This is a genomic window from Streptomyces sp. SD31 (genome assembly GCF_052068475.1).
Lineage (GTDB): Bacteria > Actinomycetota > Actinomycetes > Streptomycetales > Streptomycetaceae > Streptomyces.
Genome location: NZ_JBQHCX010000011.1, coordinates 62224 through 80492 on the forward strand (window position 1 = coordinate 62224; position 18269 = coordinate 80492).

Consider the following 18269-nt stretch of genomic DNA (forward strand, 5'->3'; position numbering starts at 1 on the left):
TTAAGCCGCTATTGACCAGGTGTCAACACTGACTTAATACTGATCGTGCCGGACCGGGCCGGAACGCTGGGTGACAACCTCATCGACCGAGAGGCTTCTCGCCCCCATGTCCAGAATCGTCGCCGTCCTCCTGGCGTGCGCACTCTCCGCCGCCCTGGCCGCGGGTGCCGCCTTCGGCCTCGTCACCGCCCTGACCGCCGCTCCCGAGCAGCCGAACGTACCGCTGGTCACCTTCCCCGAACCGGCGGGCGACCGGGCAGCTTCCGTGCCACGCACGCCGACCGCTGATCGCTGATCGCTGATCGCTAGGAGATGGTGCCCGTGCCCGCGCCCCCCGCCTGGCACAAGGTGCCCCCGGAACAGGTACGGCGGTTCGCCGACCTGGCCATGGAGCAGGTACCGGACATCGCGGGGGACATCCTGCGGACCATGCGCCAGGAGTTCCCGAACCTCGAGCTGACGACCGACGACACGGGCGTGCCGAAGGCACTCCTGGCGATCCGGCTCGCACTGGAGAGCTTCGTGGCGCAGCTGACCACCGACATCGAACGACCCCGCGAACTCGCCGAGGTCTTCCGGGAGTTCGGACGCAATCAGGCACTCAAGGGGCGTCGGCTCGACTCCCTCCAGGCGATCTACCGGCTGAACGTACGGCTGGCCTGGCGCAGCCTCGCCGAGATCGGGCAGAAGGTCGAGATTCCGCCACCGGCGATGTACGAACTCGCCGAGTCCGCGTTCGAGTACCTCGACGAGCTCGTGTCCCATTCCGTGCGCGGTTACGCCGAGGTCGCCGCCGGTCAGGCGGGGGAGCGGATCCGTCGCCAGCGCCTGCTGGTCGACCTTCTCCTCACCGAACACCGCACCGACCCGTCCGACGCTCTCGCCGAACGCGCCGCAGCCGTCGACTGGCCGCTGCCCGCGGAGGTCGCCGTGGCCGTCCTGCTCCGCCCCGCCCAGCAACTCGTCACGCCCGCCTTGGGTGGCGAGGTCCTGCTGGACATGGACGGCGAGCAGCCCCGGCTGGTACTGGCGGACCCCGACGCACCCGGCCGCATCGAGCGGCTGCACCGTGCCATGGGGGGCTGGTCCGGAGCCATCGGCCCCGCCGTTCCCGTGACGCAGGCGGCCACCTCACTGCACTGGGCGGCGGCGGCCACGCGGATGATCCAGGACGGCCTGCTGCCGCAGGGCCGACTCCTGCGCTGCAGCGAACACGCCGAGGCTCTCGTACTGCTCCCCGCCGAGGAACTGATCGACGACCTCGCGCGCCGCCGGCTGGCCCGGCTGACCGAGGCCGGACCGGAACAGGCCCGCCGCCTGGCCGAGACACTCCTCGCCTGGCTGGAGACCCAGGGCGGCGCGCCCGAGGTGGCCGCCCGGCTCGGCGTCCACCCCCAGACGGTGCGCAACCGCCTGCGGCAGATCCGTGACCTGTGGGGCGAGGACCTGGACGACCCCGACCGCCGCTTCGAACTCGAACTGGTCCTGCGAACACGCCGGTTGCGTGGGGAGCTCGCCGACCCGAGCGCCTGAGTGAGCGCTTTGGTGATCGTATTGATTGCAAACGATCGATACGATTGTGGGGGTAGATCGTGGGCGTAGAGTGTGCGGCTCGGGATCACACCTCGCGTGTGCCCGTGGATCGTTCGACCGTTGCCCCAGGGGGAATCGATGCGACTGCACGTCGACCAGCGCCATGAGCGGGTACTCGAACTCGTCCGGGAGCGGGGCAGTCTCCGGGTCTCCGAACTCGCCGCAGTACTCGGCGTCTCGGTGGTCACCCTGAGGCGGGACGTCGAAGCACTCGCCGCGCGGGGCCGGGTGCAGCGGCTGCACGGTGCGGTGGTGTGGCCGGGGGACACGGCCGTCGAGGCGCGGGAGCGGTCGCAGGGCGCCGAGCGCGTGGTGATCGGAATGATCGTCCCGACCACCGGCTACATCTTCGCGGACATCGTCCGCGGCGCCCGCGAGGCCGTGGCGGCACAAGGCGGCCGATTGGTCCTGGGGGTGTCCGGATACGTCGACGCCGAGGACCCCGTCCAGGCCGAACACCTCCTCGCGGGCGGCGTGCAGGGACTGCTCGCCGCGCCCAGCTGGTTCGGCGGAGTGCCCGAGAACGGCCAGGAGAAGTGGCTGCTGGAGCACGACGTGCCCGCCGTCCTGGTCGAGCGCCTGGCCCCACCCGGAAACCCCGCCGCGGTGCTCGACCGCGTCCGCACCGACCGTGCCCACGGCGCCGCCGTCGCCGTCGGCCACTTCGCGAGCCTCGGACACCGCAAGATCACCGCCGTCCTGCAGGAAGGCCCGCACGCCACCCAGATCACCGCCGGCTACCAGGCGGCCGTGCAGGCCCTGGGCCTCGACGTGGACAAGGGCGCCCCGACCGTGCGCGAACACGGGGACTACGAGGCCGGCGTCGACTACCTCGTCGAGGCGGTCGAGAAGCGGCGCGTCACCGCCGCGCTGGTGCACAGCGACGAGGACGCGATCGTGCTGGTGCCGCGGCTGCAGGCGTGCGGCATCCGGGTCCCGGACGACCTCGCGCTGATCGCCTATGAGGACGAGGTGGCCGGCCTCTCCGACGTACCGCTCACCGCCGTCGCGCCCCCCACCCGCGCGGTGGGGGAACTTTCCGCCAAGCTCCTGCTGGAACGCCTCGCGGAACGCCGAAGCGGGCGAAAGCCGGCACCGAGCCAACACCTCGACCTGCTCCCGGAGTTGAGGATCCGTTCTTCCTGCGGCGGTGAACCGATCGCCGAATGAGCGACCGACGATCGTCATGAGTGTTCTGCCGCCGCAGCCGAGGAGCCCCGCATGCCGTCCGCCCGCCCCCGCATCCTGTACGTCACCGACCTGGCCTACCAGGCACGCGGGCGCCGTTACTGCGACGAGGACATCCACCTCACCTCCCGACTGCGCGACGACTTCGACCTCGCCCTGTGCCACCCCCGGGAGGCGGCCGCGCTCATGGACGCCTTCGACGCGGTCGTCGTCCGCAACAGCGGTCCGGTGATCGCCTACCAGGACGCGTACGACGACTTCCGCCGCCGTGCGATCGCCGGCGGGACGCGCGTGTACAACCCGCTCTCCGGCAAGGCGGACATGGCGGGCAAGCAGTACCTGCTCGACCTGACCGCTGCCGGATATCCGGTCATCCCCACCGTGGACCGCGCCGAGGATCTGAACCTCCTGCCCGAGGCCGACCGGTACGTCGTCAAGCCCAGACTCGGCGCCGACTCCATCGGGCTGCGGACCGTGCAGGCGGCGGGCGTGCGCGAGCTGGTCGACGGGGACGTCCTCGTCCAGCCCTGCGTCGACTTCGCCTACGAGGTCTCCTTCTACTTCGTCGACCACGACTTCCAGTACGCCCTGTACGCGCCGCACACCGACCGGCGCTGGCAGCTCGAGCCGTACGAACCCACCGACGGCGACCTGGAGTTCGCCCGGCGCTTCATCGAGTGGAACGGCATCGGCCACGGCATCCAGCGCGTCGACGCCTGCCGTGCGCCGGGCGGCGAGCTTCTGCTGGTCGAGCTCGAGGACCTCAACCCCTACCTGTCGCTGGACGCCTTGGACGACCCGCGACGGGACGCCTTCGTGGCCGCGATGAAGGCGTCCCTGCACCGTTTCGTCGCCGCGCGGTCCTGACGGCGGTCAGCCGTCCGCTCACTCCAGCCGGACGGTGATCTTCTGCGTGACACCCTTCGTCGTGCTCGGGTCCGCGAAGGTGAGCTTCAGTGAGGAGCCGGTCGTCGCCGAGGTCACGGTGGACGGCTTGGCGATCACCGCGGACACGGCACGTTCCAGGGGAGTGTCAGGCTCGTCTGCATCCGCATCGGATCGCTCACGCAGATCACCGCTGAGCCATCCAGCAGGGGGACGTCGCGCACCTATGGGTACCCGCTCGCGCCCGCTGAACCGCCGGGGCGGCGGCCCCGTATCACTCCTCGGGGAATGGCGAAGCCCGTGAAGACGGGACGGAAGGAGAGCGGCGTGTCCACACGGCCCGACGCCGAGCAGCCCGACGAAGAGCCGGCCCTGGAACCGATCCGGGTCCTGCGGCCCCGCCGCACCGACGCCCTGGCGGAGCTGTTCAAGGAGTTGGAGCAGGACCGCAACGGCTACGAGAGCGTGGCCGTTCCCGGGGCCCTGCCAGGCGCCGAGGACGCGACACAGGAACTCCCGCCCGTCGCCGCGGACAGGTGGATCGCGCCGCGCGGCAGCGGCGACCGCCCCGACCCGGCCGTAGCCGGCCCCGGATTTCGCCGCGCCGCCGTCGCGGTCGCCGTGACGGCGGCGGCGGTCATCGGTTTCGGTGGGGCGCTGCTGCTCTCCGGCCGTGGCGACGCAGCGTCGGCCGGCGACGCGGCGCCGTCCGCGACCGCCTCCACATCGTCCGCCCCCACCGAGACCGCCCCGGGCGGATCCGGCGCCGGTGACGCCGGGGAGCCTGCCGTCTGCACCGCGTCCTTCCGGACCGTCAACAGCTGGCAGGGCGGCTACCAGGGCGAGGTGACGGTGACCAACGCGCCCGACTCCTCCGTCTCCGGCTGGACCGCGACGGTCGTACCGGCCGACGGGGCCCGCCTGACCCAGGTCTGGGACGGCACCCTCACCACGACCCGGGACGGCACGGCCACGGTCGCCAACGCGTCATGGAACGGGAGGCTGGAGCCCGGTGCGAGCGTCAAGTTCGGTTTCATCGCCGACGCCTCGGCCTCGACCGGTGCCCCTTCGGCGAAGGTCACCTGCGCGGCGACGAACGACGCGTCCTGACGCCCGGCGCGACCTCGAGAGCGCTCGGCCCGAGCGGGGCCGGTCAGCGCCCGTGGTCGATCAGCGCCCGTGGTCGATCAGTGCCTGGGACACCGCGCGCACGCTGCGGGCGATGTGCTGAAGCTGCATGACCTCCGCCGCGTACAGCTTGATGGTGTGCTCGATGACCGACTCGGGCATGCCGAGCGCGGGCAGGTCGGCCCGTGCGGTCTGCAGCGCGGTGCGGGCGACGCGGATCTCGTTCTGGACCTGGATCTGCGCATGGCGGGCGAGCAGGACGGGGTGGCGGATCAGGGCCGGATAGCTGGCGTAGCGGGCCGGCACCAGCTCGCGCAGCCACTTGGCCGCCGAGCGCTCCCAGTCGTAGGAACCGGGGGTCTTGACCTGGCACGGCCAGTCCGAGCTGATGCGCGTGGTCGTCAGGGGCATGGTCATCGCTTCCGGGTGTGCGGCGTCGTTCAGGGTGTCCGACGGGGTCGGGGCGGCCCCGGCCTAGGGGATGACCGGGGCCGCCGCCACGGGCGCTCGCGCAGGCGATGCCCGACCGAACAGCCCGAGCGCCGACGCGGGTAGGAGACGGCGGCTGCGGCTGTCCGTTGAGGAGCCCGGAGTGGCAGACGGCGTTCGCACGGCGGATGGGGTGACGTGCGCATGAGCGGACCGGCTGCTTCCTGCGGGCGGATGATGCGTGTGAAGTATTTATATATGCCGTCCGCTTTGCAAGGAGCATGAAAACATTCATGCGCGATTTGGCGTGAATGGTGCCCCTGCGGTGCAGTTTGTCTGGGGTGGGGATTCGCCCGCGACGCCGGGCGCGGCGAAGGCCGGATCAGTCCCGGAGGAAGAACTGGTGCTGATCGGAGATCTGCTCGTAGTCCTCCAGCCGCGCCTGTGTCCGCTCCGGGTCGGCGTCGGTCATGGCCTGCAGCAGGGCGGCGGCCATCACGCCGGGCGCGGCGTAGGAGTCGAAGACCAGCCGGGAGCCGGTGCCGGTGGCGAAGACGACGTCGGCCGTGTCGGCCACCGGCCCGAGCGCCAGGTCGGTGACCAGGGCGACCCGCAGCCCGGCGCTGCGCGCGACCCGTACGGCGGTGAGCGTCTCCTGGGCGTGCCGGGGCATGGAGAACGCCAGCACCCAGGTGCCGCCCGCCTCGCGCGACTGCAGCAGCGAGTCGTAGGCGACGCTGCCGCCCCGCGTCACCAGCCGCACGTCCGGGTGGATGCGGCGTGCCGCGTAGGCGAAGTACTCGGCGAGGGAGGCCGAGATGCGCAGCCCGAGGATGGTCAGCGGGGTCGACTGCGACAGTTTGCGGCCGATGTCGATCACCTGGTCGGGGTCGGCGAAGTCGCGCCGCAGGTTCTCCAGGTTGTCGATCTCGGCGTCCACCGCGGACTGCAGTTCGTTGGCGCCGTTCTCCTCGGCGGCCTCGGGGCCCTTCGCGAGCGTGCCCAGGGCGATCGACTGGAGCTTCTCCCGTAGCGCGGGGTAACCGCTGAAGCCGACCGCCGCGGCGAAACGCGTCACCGAGGGCTGGCTCACGCCGACCCGTTCCGCCAGATCGGTGATCGAAAGGAACGCGGCCTCGGTGATGTGCTCGATCAGATACTGGGCGATGCGCCGCTGCCCGGGGGAGAGCCGGGGATGGTCGAAGAGGGTCCTGAGCTGGGAAGTCGGGGACGCTTCCACTTCCGGAGCGCTCTTGCCCGAGGTGATCGCGGATGCCTGTGCGCGTGCCTGCTGCGGCGATGGCAGGGAGGCGCCTCCTTTGTCTTCCACAGTGCTTCAACATAGCTCACACAACGTGGTGACCCGGGTCGCTCCGAAAGCCCACGCTCACCGGCGATAGATCGTGATCGAATGACCGACTGTTTCGATCGGACGACTGGTGTCAATCAATTCGGCCAGCCGCCCGGTCGCCTTCGCCGCCGAGGAGTCCGACACGACCAGCAGCCCGCGCACTTCACCCATGGGCACCTCGCGCGGATCGGCGCCGCGGATGCCGTAGAAGGACGGCACCCCGCTGCCCTTGTACACGAGCCAGACCCGCTCGCCCCGGTACCGCTCGCGCAGCCGGTCCGCGAGCCTGCCGAGGTCCTGACCCCAGTCCACGTTGGAGTCGTGCAACCGCAGACGAGTCTTCTCCGGGCCGCCGAACGCCTCGTTGGAGTACGGCAGATAGTAGGGGTACGTCCGCGCCGAGCTGACCGCGACGAACAGCGCCAGCGTGCCCACCGCGACCGGTGCCCACCGCCACCGCACCGCGAGCACACAGCCCGCCGCCACCGCCAGGAACATCGGCACGAACACGGCGTACCGCGTACCGAAGTCCCGCGAGCCGGTCATCGCGGCGGCCAGGAGTACGGCGGTGGGGACGAGCAGATAGGGCGCCGCGGGCCGCAGCCGCCGTACCGTCACGACCGCGACGGCACCCGCCGCCCACAGCGCGAGCATGCCGAGCGGCGTCTTCACCAGCAGCGCGGCCGGCAGGTAGTACCAGAGCGACCCGGTGTAGAGCCGCCCGAACAGGAAGCCCTCCCACGGGTGGTTCTCGAAGCCGAACTGGATGCGCATCCCGTCCCGGTACGCCTCCGGGAACGGCAGCAGCTCGACGACCAGCCCCCGCAGCCCGTGCACATCGGGAACGTGCTGCTGCGGCGACCAGCGCAGCCGTGGGTCGACCACCAGATACGAGACCCATACGACAGCGACCGCGGCCAGCGCCACGACACCCGCACCCGCCACCGCCCGCACAAGCTTCCCGCGCAGCGGCTCCGAGGCCGTCGGCTCGGAGTCCGACGGCTCCGAGGCCGGCCGCGCGCACCAGACCGACAGCGCGGCGAGCCCCAGCAGCACCGGGACCGCCGCCAGCGTGCTCATCTTCGTGGCCAGGGCCGCGCCCAGCGCCACGCCGGCCGCCGGCAGGAACAGACGAGGCCGTCGGCGGGCCCGCCACAACAGCCACGTCGACGTCAGCACGCATCCGGCGGCGGGCACGTCCAGGGTGGCCAGTGCGCCGTGCGCGATGACGTCGGGGGAGAAGGCGTACAGACCGAGCGCGATCAAACCGCCCACCACGCCCACGAGTTCACGGGCGAAGGCGAAGACGATCAATCCGAACAGAAGCGTCAAGACGATCACGGGGAGTCGGGCGAACAGCATCAGCTGCCATGGATCGTTCCCGGACTCGTACAGCAGATGCCGCCCCAGCCGGCCCTGATCACCGGTGAAGGACCCGTCGACATGCGGATCGGCCAGCCCCACTCCGACGGCGATGACCAGCTTCCCCAGCGGCGGATGCTCGGGGTTGTGGCGCAGGCGGTGCTCATGCAGATACTCGGCCGCCGTACCCACGTACACGGGCTCGTCGATCGTCGGCGTCTGCTGCACGGCGGTGGTCACCATCGCGACGGCCATCTGACCGAGCAGCACGACGAGGAGGAGCGGCACGAGCCACCGCCTGCGCGACGCCCACGAGGGCTGCGTGGGCGTCGCGCAGGGGGCCTCCGGGGCCGAGGCCGAGGCCGGGACCGGGGCCGAGTGTCGTTCGAGCGCCATCATCCGCTCCGCGGCGCCGTCGCCCCCGCGGCGGCGGGAGCTGATCCGGAGCCGGCCCATGGGCCTACTCTGCATCAGCTCCCGCCGGGAGACGCGTTACCGCTTCAGGAGTCGTACCGACAGACCATCCGTCGTGTACACGGGTACGGCTCGCAGCGTGTCGGAGTTCAGCTCCACCCGGTCGAACCGGCCGCGCAGCTGCGACGCCTCGATGACGGGAACGGTGGTCCCGGCGACGGGCGGGCGTTCGGCGTCCAGGCGCAGCGACAGTACGCTGCCCCGGCCCAGCTGGACCCGGCGGGACACCTCGAGGGCGGGACCGTGGTCCTTGCGGACCAGCAGCTCCAGGGTCGTGTCGCCCTGCTGGACGTACGTGCCGCGCACGCGCAGGACCTTGTCCGCGCGGAGCGTGCCGCCGACCACCCGCACGTCGCCCTGCCCGAGGGCGCCCGGCGACGCGGCGACGAGGACGCCGTCCTCGACCACGGTGCCGCCGTGGTACCGGTTGTGGCCCGTCAGGGTGAGCGTGCCGGTACCCCGCTTGGTCAGACCGCCGTCGCCCGCGATGTCGTTGCGCCAGCTGTCCGCCGCGCCGAAGCCCCCGGCCGCCTTGTCGAGTGTGACGGTCACGTCGGAGTCGAAGGCGCCGTAACCGTCCGCCGCCGCGAACAGGTTCAGCCGGCCCCACTGCTCGAAGCCGTCCAGCAGGACGTACCCGGCGGGCAGCGCGGTCGTGCGCAGCACCTCGCGGCGCTGGGCCGCGGTCAGATACGGCTGGCGCGTCTCCAGCAGCACCTCGGCGCCCTTGGGCACGGTCAGGGGCTCGTTGCGGCCCTGCCGGGTCAGTACGTACGTCAGCTTGGGCTTGACCATGCGGGCGTTGGTGGCCCGGTCGGCGTACGGGTCGGTGTCGGTGCCGGCCGAGTGGGCGTACGCGTACAGGGTGTCGGCCGTCGTGCCGGTCCGCTCCTCGAAGTACGCCAGGGCCTGGGCCCGTGCGGCGGCCTTGAGTTCGGCGTTGGCCGGGTCGGTGAGGGCGGCGGCGGCCAGGGCGGTGGCCATGACGCGGCCGCCGAGGACGTCGACCGTGGAGTGCATGCCCGCCACGATCCGGGTGTGGCTGAGCTCGAAGGCGCGGGTCACCATCTCCTGGAAACGCTCGGGCACGGCGTAGGCGTACGCCAGGGCCGCCAGGTGCAGGGCGTTGGTGTGGCCGCTGGGGAAGCCGCCGTCCTCGGCCGGGTTCTCGGCGCGCTGCCGCAGCAGCTGCGGGGCGACGACCACCTCCGAGTCGTAGACGGGGAAGCCGAACTCGTCCTTCTTGCCCGTGTCGACGACCTCGCTGTCCTCGTTCATCCGCCACGGACGCGGGTACTGGAAGGCGAACTTGGCCGGGTTGCCGGAGGCGAAGGGGCCACGCACGGTGTCGACCAGCTTGGCCACCTTGCCGAGCTCCGAGTCGTACGAACCGGCGCCGATCGCGGAACCGGCCGGTGCGTCGGCGGGCAGGGCGTCGCTGACCTTCCCGGCGGGGGTGCCGTCCGGCGCGCTGGTGATCGAGGTGACCGCCTTGGCGCCCGACTTGTACAACTCGGCCAGTGGACCGAGCCCGGCGATCACCGAGTAGCTCTGGTGCTGACGGTCGATGATGAACGCTTCCTTCGCCTGCGCGTCCGTGCGCGCGGCGGTGACGCGGGCGCAGTAGCGCATGTTGGCGCGCAGCACCTCGGCCATCAGCGGTATGCCGGTGTTCCACGCGTCGCCGGTCTTCCAGACCTGCGCGAAGCCGCCGAGGATGCGGACCACCGCGTTGGTCTCGGGGGTCTGGTTCGCGACGACGTTCGTCTTGTAGTCGTCGACGAACGCGGCGGCGTTCGTGGCGGCCTTGGCGTCCGCGGCGGGGAGCCAGCCGGCGAAGGCGGGTATGGCCGCCAAGGCCGCCCCACCGCCGACCGAGGTCATCAGAAAGCGCCTTCTGTTCATGGACGGGGTGGTGTGACGCCCGGCGGATGACGGCATGCGTGCCTCTCTCGAGTTCGTCGGCCCTACGGCCGGGAGGGGATCGAAATGATCGAGTCGATCGTCCGGTGCGCAGGAGACGTACGAGGCGCAGGAGGGATCGAGTCGTACGAGCGAAGATCTACGGGCGAGTTGTGTCGGAGTCGGGATGGCCCGGCATCCGGCAGGTGTCACACGAGTGAACGGGCGAGTGACACCGCGCCCTCGACCGGCGGCACCCGCAGGGGCCGCGGTCGGGCCCCCGGCACCGAGTCGGCGAGAGCGGAGGCGAAGGCGTCGTAAAGGACCGACTGGGCGAGAATGGTGCTGCCGGCGACCACGACGTCGTCCACGGGAACCCCGCGGGCGGCGAGTTGCCCGACCAGCGCCGCCAGCGCCCGAGCGCCCTCGTCGATCACCGCACGGGCGAGCGGCGAACCGGCCTCGGCGGCCGCGAAGACCACCGGCGCGTGCCGGCCCCACTGGGCGGAGATGTCCGTGGCGCTCTCCAGCGCCGCGCCGAGCGCGGGCACTTCGGCGACTCCGAACGCGTCGAGGAGCCCGAGCGCCAGGGCGTCGGGCTGCTCTCCGCAGTCGTGTGCCGACCACACGGCCCGTGCCGCCTCGCGGACCAGACCGGCCGCGCCGCCCTCGTCGCCGAGTGCCGCACCCCAGCCGCCGACCTGCACGGGGGTGCCGTCGGCCAGCCGGCCGACCGCGACGGAACCGGTGCCGGCGACCAGGCCGACCCCCTTGTCCAACCCGGCAGCGGGGACGAGCAGTTCGGCGTCGCCCACCACCAACGCGGGCGCGTCGAAGTGGAGTTGCAGCGCGGTACGGATCTGGTCGCACTGGCGGGGGGTCTCACAGGCGTGCCCGCCCAGGGCCAGCGCGGACGGGCGGGCACCCGTGGGCAGGGCCTCGGCGACCAGCGCGGCCAGCCAGCCCGCGGCGGCCACGGGGTCGTGCGGTCGCCAGCCGCCGCTCGTCCGGACGTGGTCGGCGACCAGGGCGTCGTCCGCGTAGGCGCGCAGATGCGTCTTGGTGCCGCCCACGTCGATGCCGACCACGAGTGGCGTCGTCTCCTGCACGAGTCCTCTTTCGTCGTTGCGCAGCGCGATGACGGCGGGCGAACCGTGCTCGGGAACGGAAGTTGTGAGATCGGGAAGCCCCGGGACGGGCCTCGTGCGGAACACGGCAGGCGAGTACCGTGTACTTCGTTAGGAAGTTAACTAACGAAGTAGGGTGCGCGTCAAGAGGCGCGGAAACCCGATGCCGAACGACCTTGGCGGCCCTTGGCGGAGCCAGGGAAGTCCGGGTGCGTTCCCGTGTCGTCCGGTGCGTGCTCCTGGCGTGCGGACGAGGGTTCTCGGTGGGGGCCCCTGGTCGAACGAAGCTGAGACCGGGGGAGAGCCACTGGGGCCTCGGCCGGTGCGGCGAGACTGTGTGCCGGGCGGCACGGGAGCGCGCCCGGACTTCTCCGGCGGCGCCCCGGCCGCCGCAGTACCACCTGGGGAGAGCATGGACCTGAGCGAGAGCGCGCGTGCGGTGTTCGCCGTGCTGGCCGCGGCCGGCAGCGCGACCCGGCCGCAGCTCGCGAGCCTGGCGGGCCTGTCCAAGCCCACCGTGTCCTCCGCCGTCGCGGAGCTGGAGAGCGCCCGGCTCGCCGCCCACTCCGGCACCGCCTCCGGCGGCACGGGCCGTTCCGCCGCCGTCTACGGTCTCGGGCCGGCCGCCGGGGCCGTACTCGCCGTCGACCTCGGCCCCTCCCTGACCCGGGTGCGCGGCTGCGCCCTGGACGGCACCCTGCTCGCCCAGGCCACCGGGACCCGGGAGGAGGGCGCCGACGTGGTGCGCGAGGCCCTCGTCGCGCTGCCCGCCGACGCCCCGCTGCGCACCGTCGTCGTCGCCGTCGGCGACGTCACCGCACGCGAGAAGGAGGGCGCCCGCATGCGCCCCGCCACGGCCAAGGCCGGCCCCGTCTTCGACGCCATGGCCGTCGCCCTGCCGCCGGGCGTTCCCGTCCACCTCGAGAACAACGTCAACTGCGCCGCACTCGCCGAACTGCACGAGGGCGCCGCGCGCGGCCGGGGCACCTTCGGCTACCTGCGGATCGGCGTCGGTATCGGCCTCGGCATCGTGGTCGGCGGACAGGTGCTGCGCGGAGCCAACGGCGCCGCCGGTGAGCTGGCCCGGCTGCCCTACCCCTGGGACGACGGCCGTGAGCCGCGCCACGAGGCCCTGGAGGAGTACATCGGCGCCCGCTCGCTCCTGCGGCGGGCGGCCGCCGCCTGGCCGGACGAGGACGGCCCGTGCCCGCGCACCGCCGAGCAGCTCTTCGCCCTGGCCGGGGAGGGCCGGGCGGCGGCCCGCGCCGTGATCGGCCGCCATGCCACCGACGTCGGCCGTCTCGCCGCCGCCGTGACCGCCGTGCTGGACCCGGGACTGATCGTGCTCGGCGGCAGCACCGGGGCGGACCCGCAGGTGCTGCCCGGTGTGCGGGCCGAACTCGCCCGGCTGAGCTGGCCCACCGAAGTGGTCAGCAGCACGGTCGGGGACCTCGGCACGGTCGTGGGCGCCGCCCGGCTCGCGGTCTCCCGAGGAGTCCAAACCGTGACCGAGGCCGCGGGGTCGAAGGATTGACGGCTTCCGACTCGATCTGCCAATGTCCGGACAAGCGCTTTCTGAGTTGGCCGGGACGCCGACTCCGGGTGAGCCTCCCGCCCGTACGCGAAGTACGGCAGCCGCACGAGGGCGTGCTTGTGCGACGACGGCCCTCATGGCCGGGGACGCCACCCGTCAAGGCGACGCGGCCGGGCGAGGCCGCGCCCCCAGAAAGCGAAATTCTCTGCAAAATGCACCCGTGCCGCCTCGGTCGGCGCCGTGCTCCGTCCCCTACCACGAAATGGGATCGAAGATGACCACTGTGGGTGTGCGGCGCTCCCGCCGACTCGGCCGCGGCGGTATGCGCCGCCTGGTTCCCCTCGCTGCCGTGGCCACGGCAGGTGCCCTTGTGCTCTCCGCCTGCGGGGGGTCCGGGTCCAGCTCGGGCGGGACCTCCAAGTCGCTGACGTTCTGGATCTCCACGGTTCCGGGGCAGGACGCGGGCTGGAAGAAGATGGTGGCGCAGTACAAGAAGGAGACCGGCGTCGCGGTCAAGCTCGTCAACATCCCCTACGACGGCTACGACGCGAAGCTGCGCAACGCCGCGCAGGCGAACTCCCTGCCCGACGTGGCGGCGGTGCCGAAGCTGGACCCGATCTGGTCGAACAAGCTGATCGACCTCAGCTCCATCGCCAACAACAAGACCAACAAGATCAACGCGAACTTCGTCGCCAAGGACTCGTCCGGGAAGGTGCTGTCCATCCCCTCGGACGTCACCGCGTCCGGCATGTTCATCAACAAGTCGCTCTTCGAGAAGGCCGGCGTCTCCTACCCGACCTCGCCCGAGAAGACCTGGACCTGGACCGAGTTCATCAAGGCGGCGAACGAGGTCCGGGAGAAGACCGACGCCAAGTACTCCCTGACCTTCGACCAGTCGCCGTCGCGACTGCGCGCCATGGTGTACGAGATGGGCGGGAAGTACGTCCACGCGGACTCCTCCGGCAAGTTCTCGGTGGACGCGGCGACCAAGAAGGCCGTGAACACCTTCGTCGGATGGAACGACGACAAGACCATGCCGAAGTCGGTGTGGACCAGCGGCGCCGACCCGTCCGCCATGTTCCAGAGCGGTGACGTGGTCGCCTACTGGTCCGGCGTGTGGCAGGTCGCCGCCTTCTCGGAGAGCATCAAGAAGTTCGAGTGGGCGAGCGTCCCGACCCCCGCCCAGCCGGTGCAGGCCAGTGACGTCAACAGCGGCGGCATGACGGTGGGCTTCAACAACAACGCCGACGCGGCGAAGGCCGCGACGAAGTTCCTGTCCTGGCTGTACGAGCCGGCCCACTACCAGGCGCTGTGTGAGGCGTCCGGCTTCCTGCCGGTCGAGAGCGGTCTGAACCCGAAGTACCCCTTCAAGTCCGAGGCGGCGCAGGCGGCGTTCAAGCTCTACAACGAGTCGATCCCGCTCTACGCCCCGATCTCCGGCTACTTCAACAGCGCGCAGACGAACTGGGTGCTGAAGGGCAAGAGCCTCACCGAGGACCCGACCAAGACGGAGCTCGGCAAGGCGATCAACGGCCAGCAGTCGGCCGACAAGGCCCTGCAGAACATCGTGGACGGCTACAACCAGCAGGTCGGCGGCTGATCGTAGGCCGGCAGGCCCGGGCGGCGGGGCCGAGACCCCGCCGCCCGGCCTCGGGGCCCACCCGATGCCGGGGCTCATGGCCTGAGCCCACAGGAACCCAATCCACCAGCACGGAGTCAGGAAGATGACCAAACGCGCCTCGGACGTGACCGCGAGCCCGCCCAGGAGACGCAGTAAGTACACCCTTGCGCCGCTCGTCCTCATCTCGGCCAACGTCGTACTCTTCGCGCTGTTCTTCCTCTGGCCGGCGGTGATCGGGCTCGTCTACTCCTTCACGAACTACACGGGCGTAGGGGCGTTCCAGTTCGTCGGGCTGGACAACTACAACAACCTGGCCGGGGACTCCGCCTTCTACGACGCGCTGACCCGGACGCTGCTGTACACCGTGCTCTTCGTCCCGCTGAACTTCGTGTTCTCGCTGCTCATCGCCAACGTGCTGGTGAGCAAGCACGCCAAGGGCGTGTCGGTCGCCCGCGTCTTCTTCTTCATCCCGTGGCTGCTGTCGCCCATCGTCGTGGGTGTCCTGTGGCGGTGGCTGTTCGGTGAGAACTTCGGACTGGTCAACTACCTCATCGAGAAGTTCGGCGGAAGTGCCGTTCCGTGGCAGTCGAACGCGGACCTGTCGCTGTTGGTGGTCGTGGTGGCGGCGTCCTGGGCCTGGACGGGCTTCTCGATGCTGCTGTTCATTGCGGCGATCAAGAACGTGCCGACGTCGTACTACGAGGCGGCCGCGCTCGACGGCGCCGGTCCGTGGCGCCAGTTCTTCAGCATCACACTGCCGAGCATCGCGCCCACTTCCTTCATCGTCATCCTGCTCAACACGATTCACGGGATGAAGGAATATCCGCTGTTCGCCTCCCTCAACAACGGCGGACCCGGAACGTCGAACAACCTGCTTGTCCAGTACATCTACCAGACCGGCTTCAAAGCGGGTCAGATCGGCTACGCGAGCGCCGCCTCGTTCGTGCTCATGCTCATCCTGATGGCCGTCGCGATCATCCAGCTGGTCGTCAACCGGCGGGTGGAGAACCGATGACAACCACAGACATGCCTCGCAAGGTCGACGCCGGGCCCGGACGGGCTGTCCGTAAGAAGCGCCCCAGCGGCGCGGCCACCGGTGGGCTTCGGCGCGCGGTGGCGCCGACGACACTGCTGTGGGTCCTGGCGGCCGTCTACGGGCTCCCGGTGCTGTGGTTCGTCCTCAGCTCCTTCAAGCCGGCCGGAGACCTGTTCTCCCTTCCGCTGACGCTGTTTCCGAACAACCCCACCGTGTCGGGTTACAAGGCGGCGTGGGACAGCGCCAACTTCTCCCAGTACTTCATCAACACCACCATCGTGTGCGTGATCGCGACGATCCTCACGGTGGGCGTCAGCTGCTGCACCGGGTACGCGCTGGCCAAGTACGACAACAAGTGGCTCAAGGTCTTCTTCGTCGGCATCCTGGCCACCACGATGCTGCCGTCCGAGGTCATGCTCGCCCCGCAGTTCCTGGTGGTCCGCGACCTCGGCCTCTTCAACTCGCTCGCCGGCATCATCCTCCCGGCCGTGCTCACCGCGACCGGATGCTTCATGTTCCGCCAGTTCTTCCTGACGGTCCCCGACGAGCTCATCGAGGCCGCCCGCATCGACGGGGCGCGTGAGCTGTCGATCTTCCTGCGGATCATGGTGCCGATCTCCCGGCCCATCATGCTGACGCTCGCCATCCTGTCGTTCCAGTGGCGGTGGAACGACTACATCTGGCCGCTTCTGATGCTCAACGACCCCGAGAAGTTCACGGTTCAGATCGGCATCCAGAGCCTCGTCGGCGCGCAGAACATCAACTGGTCGGTGGTGCTCGGCGGTTCGGTCATCTCCATGGTCCCGCTGATCGTCGTCTTCCTGGTGTTCCAGCGTTATGTCATGAACGCCGACATCAACGCCGGACTGAAGGACTGACCTTGCCCACCCCGCTCGACCACGAGTTCGTCCGGTCGGCGGCGCGCGCCGCCGACCGGCTGGCCGTCCCGCTGGCGGGGGGTCCCGACGAGGAGCCCGCCGGTGTGCCGCACCGCGGTCTGGCGCGGCGGGTGAAGACCCTGGTCGCCGCATACCGCTCCCCGGACTCGGCACTGCACGGCAGCACACAGGCCATCGCCGCCGCGATGACCCACCTGCGCGTCCTGCGAGCCGCGCAGACCACCACCGGCCTCTTCGCCGGCGGCGACAACGTGCAGTCGCCGCCGGACTCCGCGTTCACCGTCAACGACGTATGCGACGCGCACGTCCTCGCCGCCGGCGCGGGGCCGGAACTGCACGACGTCACGGCCGCGCTCGCCGAGATCGCCGGCGCCTCTGCGGGCAGTCTCCTGACCGGTGGGGTGCACACCCCGAACCACCGCTGGGAGCTGTGCGCGGCGCTCGCCCGGCTGCACCGGTCGTTCCCCGACGACCGGCTGCCCGCCCGCGTCGAGGAGTGGCTCGCCGAGAGCGTCGACATCGACACGGAGGGCCTGTACTCGGAACGCAGTGCCGTCTACGCGTCCATCGTGACCAACCCGGCGCTGCTGTTGCTGGCCGAGGTGCTCGGGCGTACCGACCTCCTGGACGCCGTCGAACGCAACCTCGCCGCGACCCTGGACCTGATCAGGCCGGACGGCACGGTGGAGACCGTCCACTCGCGCCGCCAGGACCAGAAGCTGTCGTTCGCGCTGTGGCCCTACCTGCCGCACTACCGGCTGCTCGCGATCCGCACAGGCCGGGGCGACTTCGCCCGCGCGGCCCGCCTGGCGGCCGCCGACGGCATTGACGACCCCGACCTGCTCGCCCAGACCCTCCTCACCCCGGACCTGTGCCGCGCACTGCCCGACCCCGTCGCGGAAACACTTCCGCGCGACCGGTACCTCACCACCGCGCGCCTCGCCGCACACGCCTCGGCCACCGCGCACACGGTGGTGTACGGCGGCTCCGACGTGCCCGAGCACCGGCGCATCCGCTCGGGCCTCGCCTGCAACCCCACCTTCCTGCGCATGTTCGCCGGTGCCGCCGTCCTCGACGCGGTCCGCCTCTCGCGGGTGTTCTTCGACCTGGGCCCGTTCCGCGCCGCCGACATGGAACAGCTCGCCGACAACCGGTACCGGCTCACCCAAACCCTCACCACCGCCTACTACCAGCCGCTCCCGAAGGACCGGAGGCGCGACGACGGCGCCTACCGCCTGCTGGACGAGGGCCGTTTCTCCGCGGCGATGGCCTTCCCCGACCGCCCTCAGGACGAGGTCTCCCACACGACTCGAGTCGAGGTCGACCTGCGGGAGGACGGGGCCGACCTGCGGATCGACATCAGCGGCCCACCGGTGCCCTGGGCCCTCGAACTGACCTTCCGGCCGGGCGGCGAGCCGCAGGGCGCCGTACCGCTCGGCGAGGGACGCTGGTGCCTGACGACCGAGCCGTTGACCTACCGGGCCGGCGACGACGAGATCCGGGTCGAGGCCGCCGTCGAGGCGGGCGAACCGCTCGCCGGACCGGACCGGGGCGACATACTGCGATACGACCCGGGTCAGGACTACACCGTGGCGGGCGGCACCGATGCGACGAGCGGGAACCACGTCTACATCGGTGGACATGGCCCGCACACACTCACTGTCGCGCTGCGCGCCCGCCGGCCCGCACCTGTCGTGTGACCCCGACGAACCACGCCACGGCCATCTCAGGCCTGAAGGG

15 protein-coding genes and 1 pseudogene are annotated in these 18269 nt (G+C 70.9%); 10 read left to right on the top strand and 6 right to left on the bottom strand.

The annotated features are described in order from the left end of the window. Window positions 1–106: 106 nt before the first annotated feature. From ACTMVF_RS23940 to ACTMVF_RS23955, 4 genes are all read left to right on the top strand, one after another. Entirely contained in the window at window positions 107–295 is a 189-nt protein-coding gene (locus tag ACTMVF_RS23940; protein WP_441273155.1) for a hypothetical protein, read from the top strand. Window positions 296–312: 17 nt separating this feature from the next. Next, window positions 313–1533: a helix-turn-helix domain-containing protein gene (locus ACTMVF_RS23945; RefSeq protein ID WP_441273156.1), complete on the top strand. Its 1221-nt coding sequence runs from the start codon at window positions 313–315 to the stop codon at window positions 1531–1533. A gap of 138 nt (window positions 1534–1671) precedes the next feature. Then, window positions 1672–2763 carry a substrate-binding domain-containing protein gene (locus ACTMVF_RS23950; protein WP_441273157.1) on the top strand — a complete coding sequence of 364 codons (1092 nt, stop codon included), beginning with the start codon at window positions 1672–1674 and terminating at the stop codon, window positions 2761–2763. A 51-nt stretch (window positions 2764–2814) separates the two neighbouring features. Next, a complete protein-coding gene (locus ACTMVF_RS23955) occupies window positions 2815–3648 on the top strand; it encodes a hypothetical protein (protein WP_441273158.1) in 834 nt (277 codons plus the stop codon). Window positions 3649–3666: 18 nt separating this feature from the next. Here the strand turns inward: ACTMVF_RS23955 and ACTMVF_RS23960 are convergent. After that, window positions 3667–3869, bottom strand: a pseudogene (locus tag ACTMVF_RS23960) (hypothetical protein); the annotation flags it as partial. Window positions 3870–3993: 124 nt separating this feature from the next. Here ACTMVF_RS23960 and ACTMVF_RS23965 point away from each other — a divergent pair. After that, the gene (locus ACTMVF_RS23965; protein ID WP_441273159.1) at window positions 3994–4776 is read left to right on the top strand and encodes a cellulose binding domain-containing protein; all 783 of its coding nucleotides are present in this window, start codon (window positions 3994–3996) and stop codon (window positions 4774–4776) included. Between the two features lie 60 nt (window positions 4777–4836). Here the strand turns inward: ACTMVF_RS23965 and ACTMVF_RS23970 are convergent, their stop codons facing one another. The 5 genes from ACTMVF_RS23970 to ACTMVF_RS23990 form a co-directional block, all read right to left on the bottom strand. Then, entirely contained in the window at window positions 4837–5211 is a 375-nt protein-coding gene (locus ACTMVF_RS23970; RefSeq protein ID WP_031487273.1) for a hypothetical protein, read from the bottom strand. 394 nt (window positions 5212–5605) lie between these two features. Further along, entirely contained in the window at window positions 5606–6529 is a 924-nt protein-coding gene (locus ACTMVF_RS23975) for a MurR/RpiR family transcriptional regulator (protein WP_441273355.1), read from the bottom strand. 81 nt (window positions 6530–6610) lie between these two features. After that, the gene (locus ACTMVF_RS23980; protein WP_441273356.1) at window positions 6611–8191 is read right to left on the bottom strand and encodes a phospholipid carrier-dependent glycosyltransferase; all 1581 of its coding nucleotides are present in this window, start codon (window positions 8189–8191) and stop codon (window positions 6611–6613) included. Between the two features lie 237 nt (window positions 8192–8428). Next, window positions 8429–10351 carry a phosphatase PAP2 family protein gene (locus ACTMVF_RS23985; RefSeq protein ID WP_441273160.1) on the bottom strand — a complete coding sequence of 641 codons (1923 nt, stop codon included), beginning with the start codon at window positions 10349–10351 and terminating at the stop codon, window positions 8429–8431. Window positions 10352–10521: 170 nt separating this feature from the next. Beyond that, entirely contained in the window at window positions 10522–11421 is a 900-nt protein-coding gene (locus ACTMVF_RS23990) for an N-acetylglucosamine kinase (RefSeq protein WP_441273161.1), read from the bottom strand. Window positions 11422–11851: 430 nt separating this feature from the next. Between ACTMVF_RS23990 and ACTMVF_RS23995 the strand changes: the two genes are divergently transcribed. The 5 genes from ACTMVF_RS23995 to ACTMVF_RS24015 all read left to right on the top strand — a co-directional run bounded on the left by ACTMVF_RS23995 (window position 11852) and on the right by ACTMVF_RS24015 (window position 18229). Continuing rightward, entirely contained in the window at window positions 11852–12973 is a 1122-nt protein-coding gene (locus ACTMVF_RS23995) for an ROK family transcriptional regulator (RefSeq protein ID WP_441273162.1), read from the top strand. Window positions 12974–13247: 274 nt separating this feature from the next. Continuing rightward, complete coding sequence (locus ACTMVF_RS24000; RefSeq protein ID WP_441273163.1) at window positions 13248–14573, top strand: ABC transporter substrate-binding protein; 1326 nt, start codon at window positions 13248–13250, stop codon at window positions 14571–14573. Window positions 14574–14697: 124 nt separating this feature from the next. Next, window positions 14698–15609 carry a carbohydrate ABC transporter permease gene (locus ACTMVF_RS24005; RefSeq protein ID WP_441273164.1) on the top strand — a complete coding sequence of 304 codons (912 nt, stop codon included), beginning with the start codon at window positions 14698–14700 and terminating at the stop codon, window positions 15607–15609. Further along, window positions 15606–16508 carry a carbohydrate ABC transporter permease gene (locus ACTMVF_RS24010; protein WP_441273165.1) on the top strand — a complete coding sequence of 301 codons (903 nt, stop codon included), beginning with the start codon at window positions 15606–15608 and terminating at the stop codon, window positions 16506–16508. The genes ACTMVF_RS24005 and ACTMVF_RS24010 overlap by 4 nt, the downstream gene beginning before the upstream one ends. 2 nt (window positions 16509–16510) lie before the next feature. Further along, window positions 16511–18229, top strand: a complete 1719-nt coding sequence (locus ACTMVF_RS24015; protein WP_441273166.1) for a hypothetical protein — start codon at window positions 16511–16513, stop codon at window positions 18227–18229. Window positions 18230–18269: the final 40 nt, after the last annotated feature.

Excerpts from the sequence above, each read along its gene's own strand:
- ACTMVF_RS24000 (WP_441273163.1), top strand. The coding sequence starts at position 13,248 with ATGACCACTGTGGGTGTGCGGCGCTCCCGCCGACTCGGCCGCGGCGGT.
- ACTMVF_RS23995 (WP_441273162.1), top strand. The coding sequence starts at position 11,852 with ATGGACCTGAGCGAGAGCGCGCGTGCGGTGTTCGCCGTGCTGGCCGCG.
- ACTMVF_RS23945 (WP_441273156.1), top strand. The coding sequence starts at position 313 with ATGGTGCCCGTGCCCGCGCCCCCCGCCTGGCACAAGGTGCCCCCGGAA.
- ACTMVF_RS24010 (WP_441273165.1), top strand. The coding sequence starts at position 15,606 with ATGACAACCACAGACATGCCTCGCAAGGTCGACGCCGGGCCCGGACGG.
- ACTMVF_RS23970 (WP_031487273.1), bottom strand. The coding sequence starts at position 5,211 with ATGACCATGCCCCTGACGACCACGCGCATCAGCTCGGACTGGCCGTGC.
- ACTMVF_RS23950 (WP_441273157.1), top strand. The coding sequence starts at position 1,672 with ATGCGACTGCACGTCGACCAGCGCCATGAGCGGGTACTCGAACTCGTC.
- ACTMVF_RS23955 (WP_441273158.1), top strand. The coding sequence starts at position 2,815 with ATGCCGTCCGCCCGCCCCCGCATCCTGTACGTCACCGACCTGGCCTAC.
- ACTMVF_RS23985 (WP_441273160.1), bottom strand. The coding sequence starts at position 10,351 with ATGCCGTCATCCGCCGGGCGTCACACCACCCCGTCCATGAACAGAAGG.
- ACTMVF_RS24005 (WP_441273164.1), top strand. The coding sequence starts at position 14,698 with ATGACCAAACGCGCCTCGGACGTGACCGCGAGCCCGCCCAGGAGACGC.
- ACTMVF_RS23940 (WP_441273155.1), top strand. The coding sequence starts at position 107 with ATGTCCAGAATCGTCGCCGTCCTCCTGGCGTGCGCACTCTCCGCCGCC.
- ACTMVF_RS23980 (WP_441273356.1), bottom strand. The coding sequence starts at position 8,191 with ATGGCCGTCGCGATGGTGACCACCGCCGTGCAGCAGACGCCGACGATC.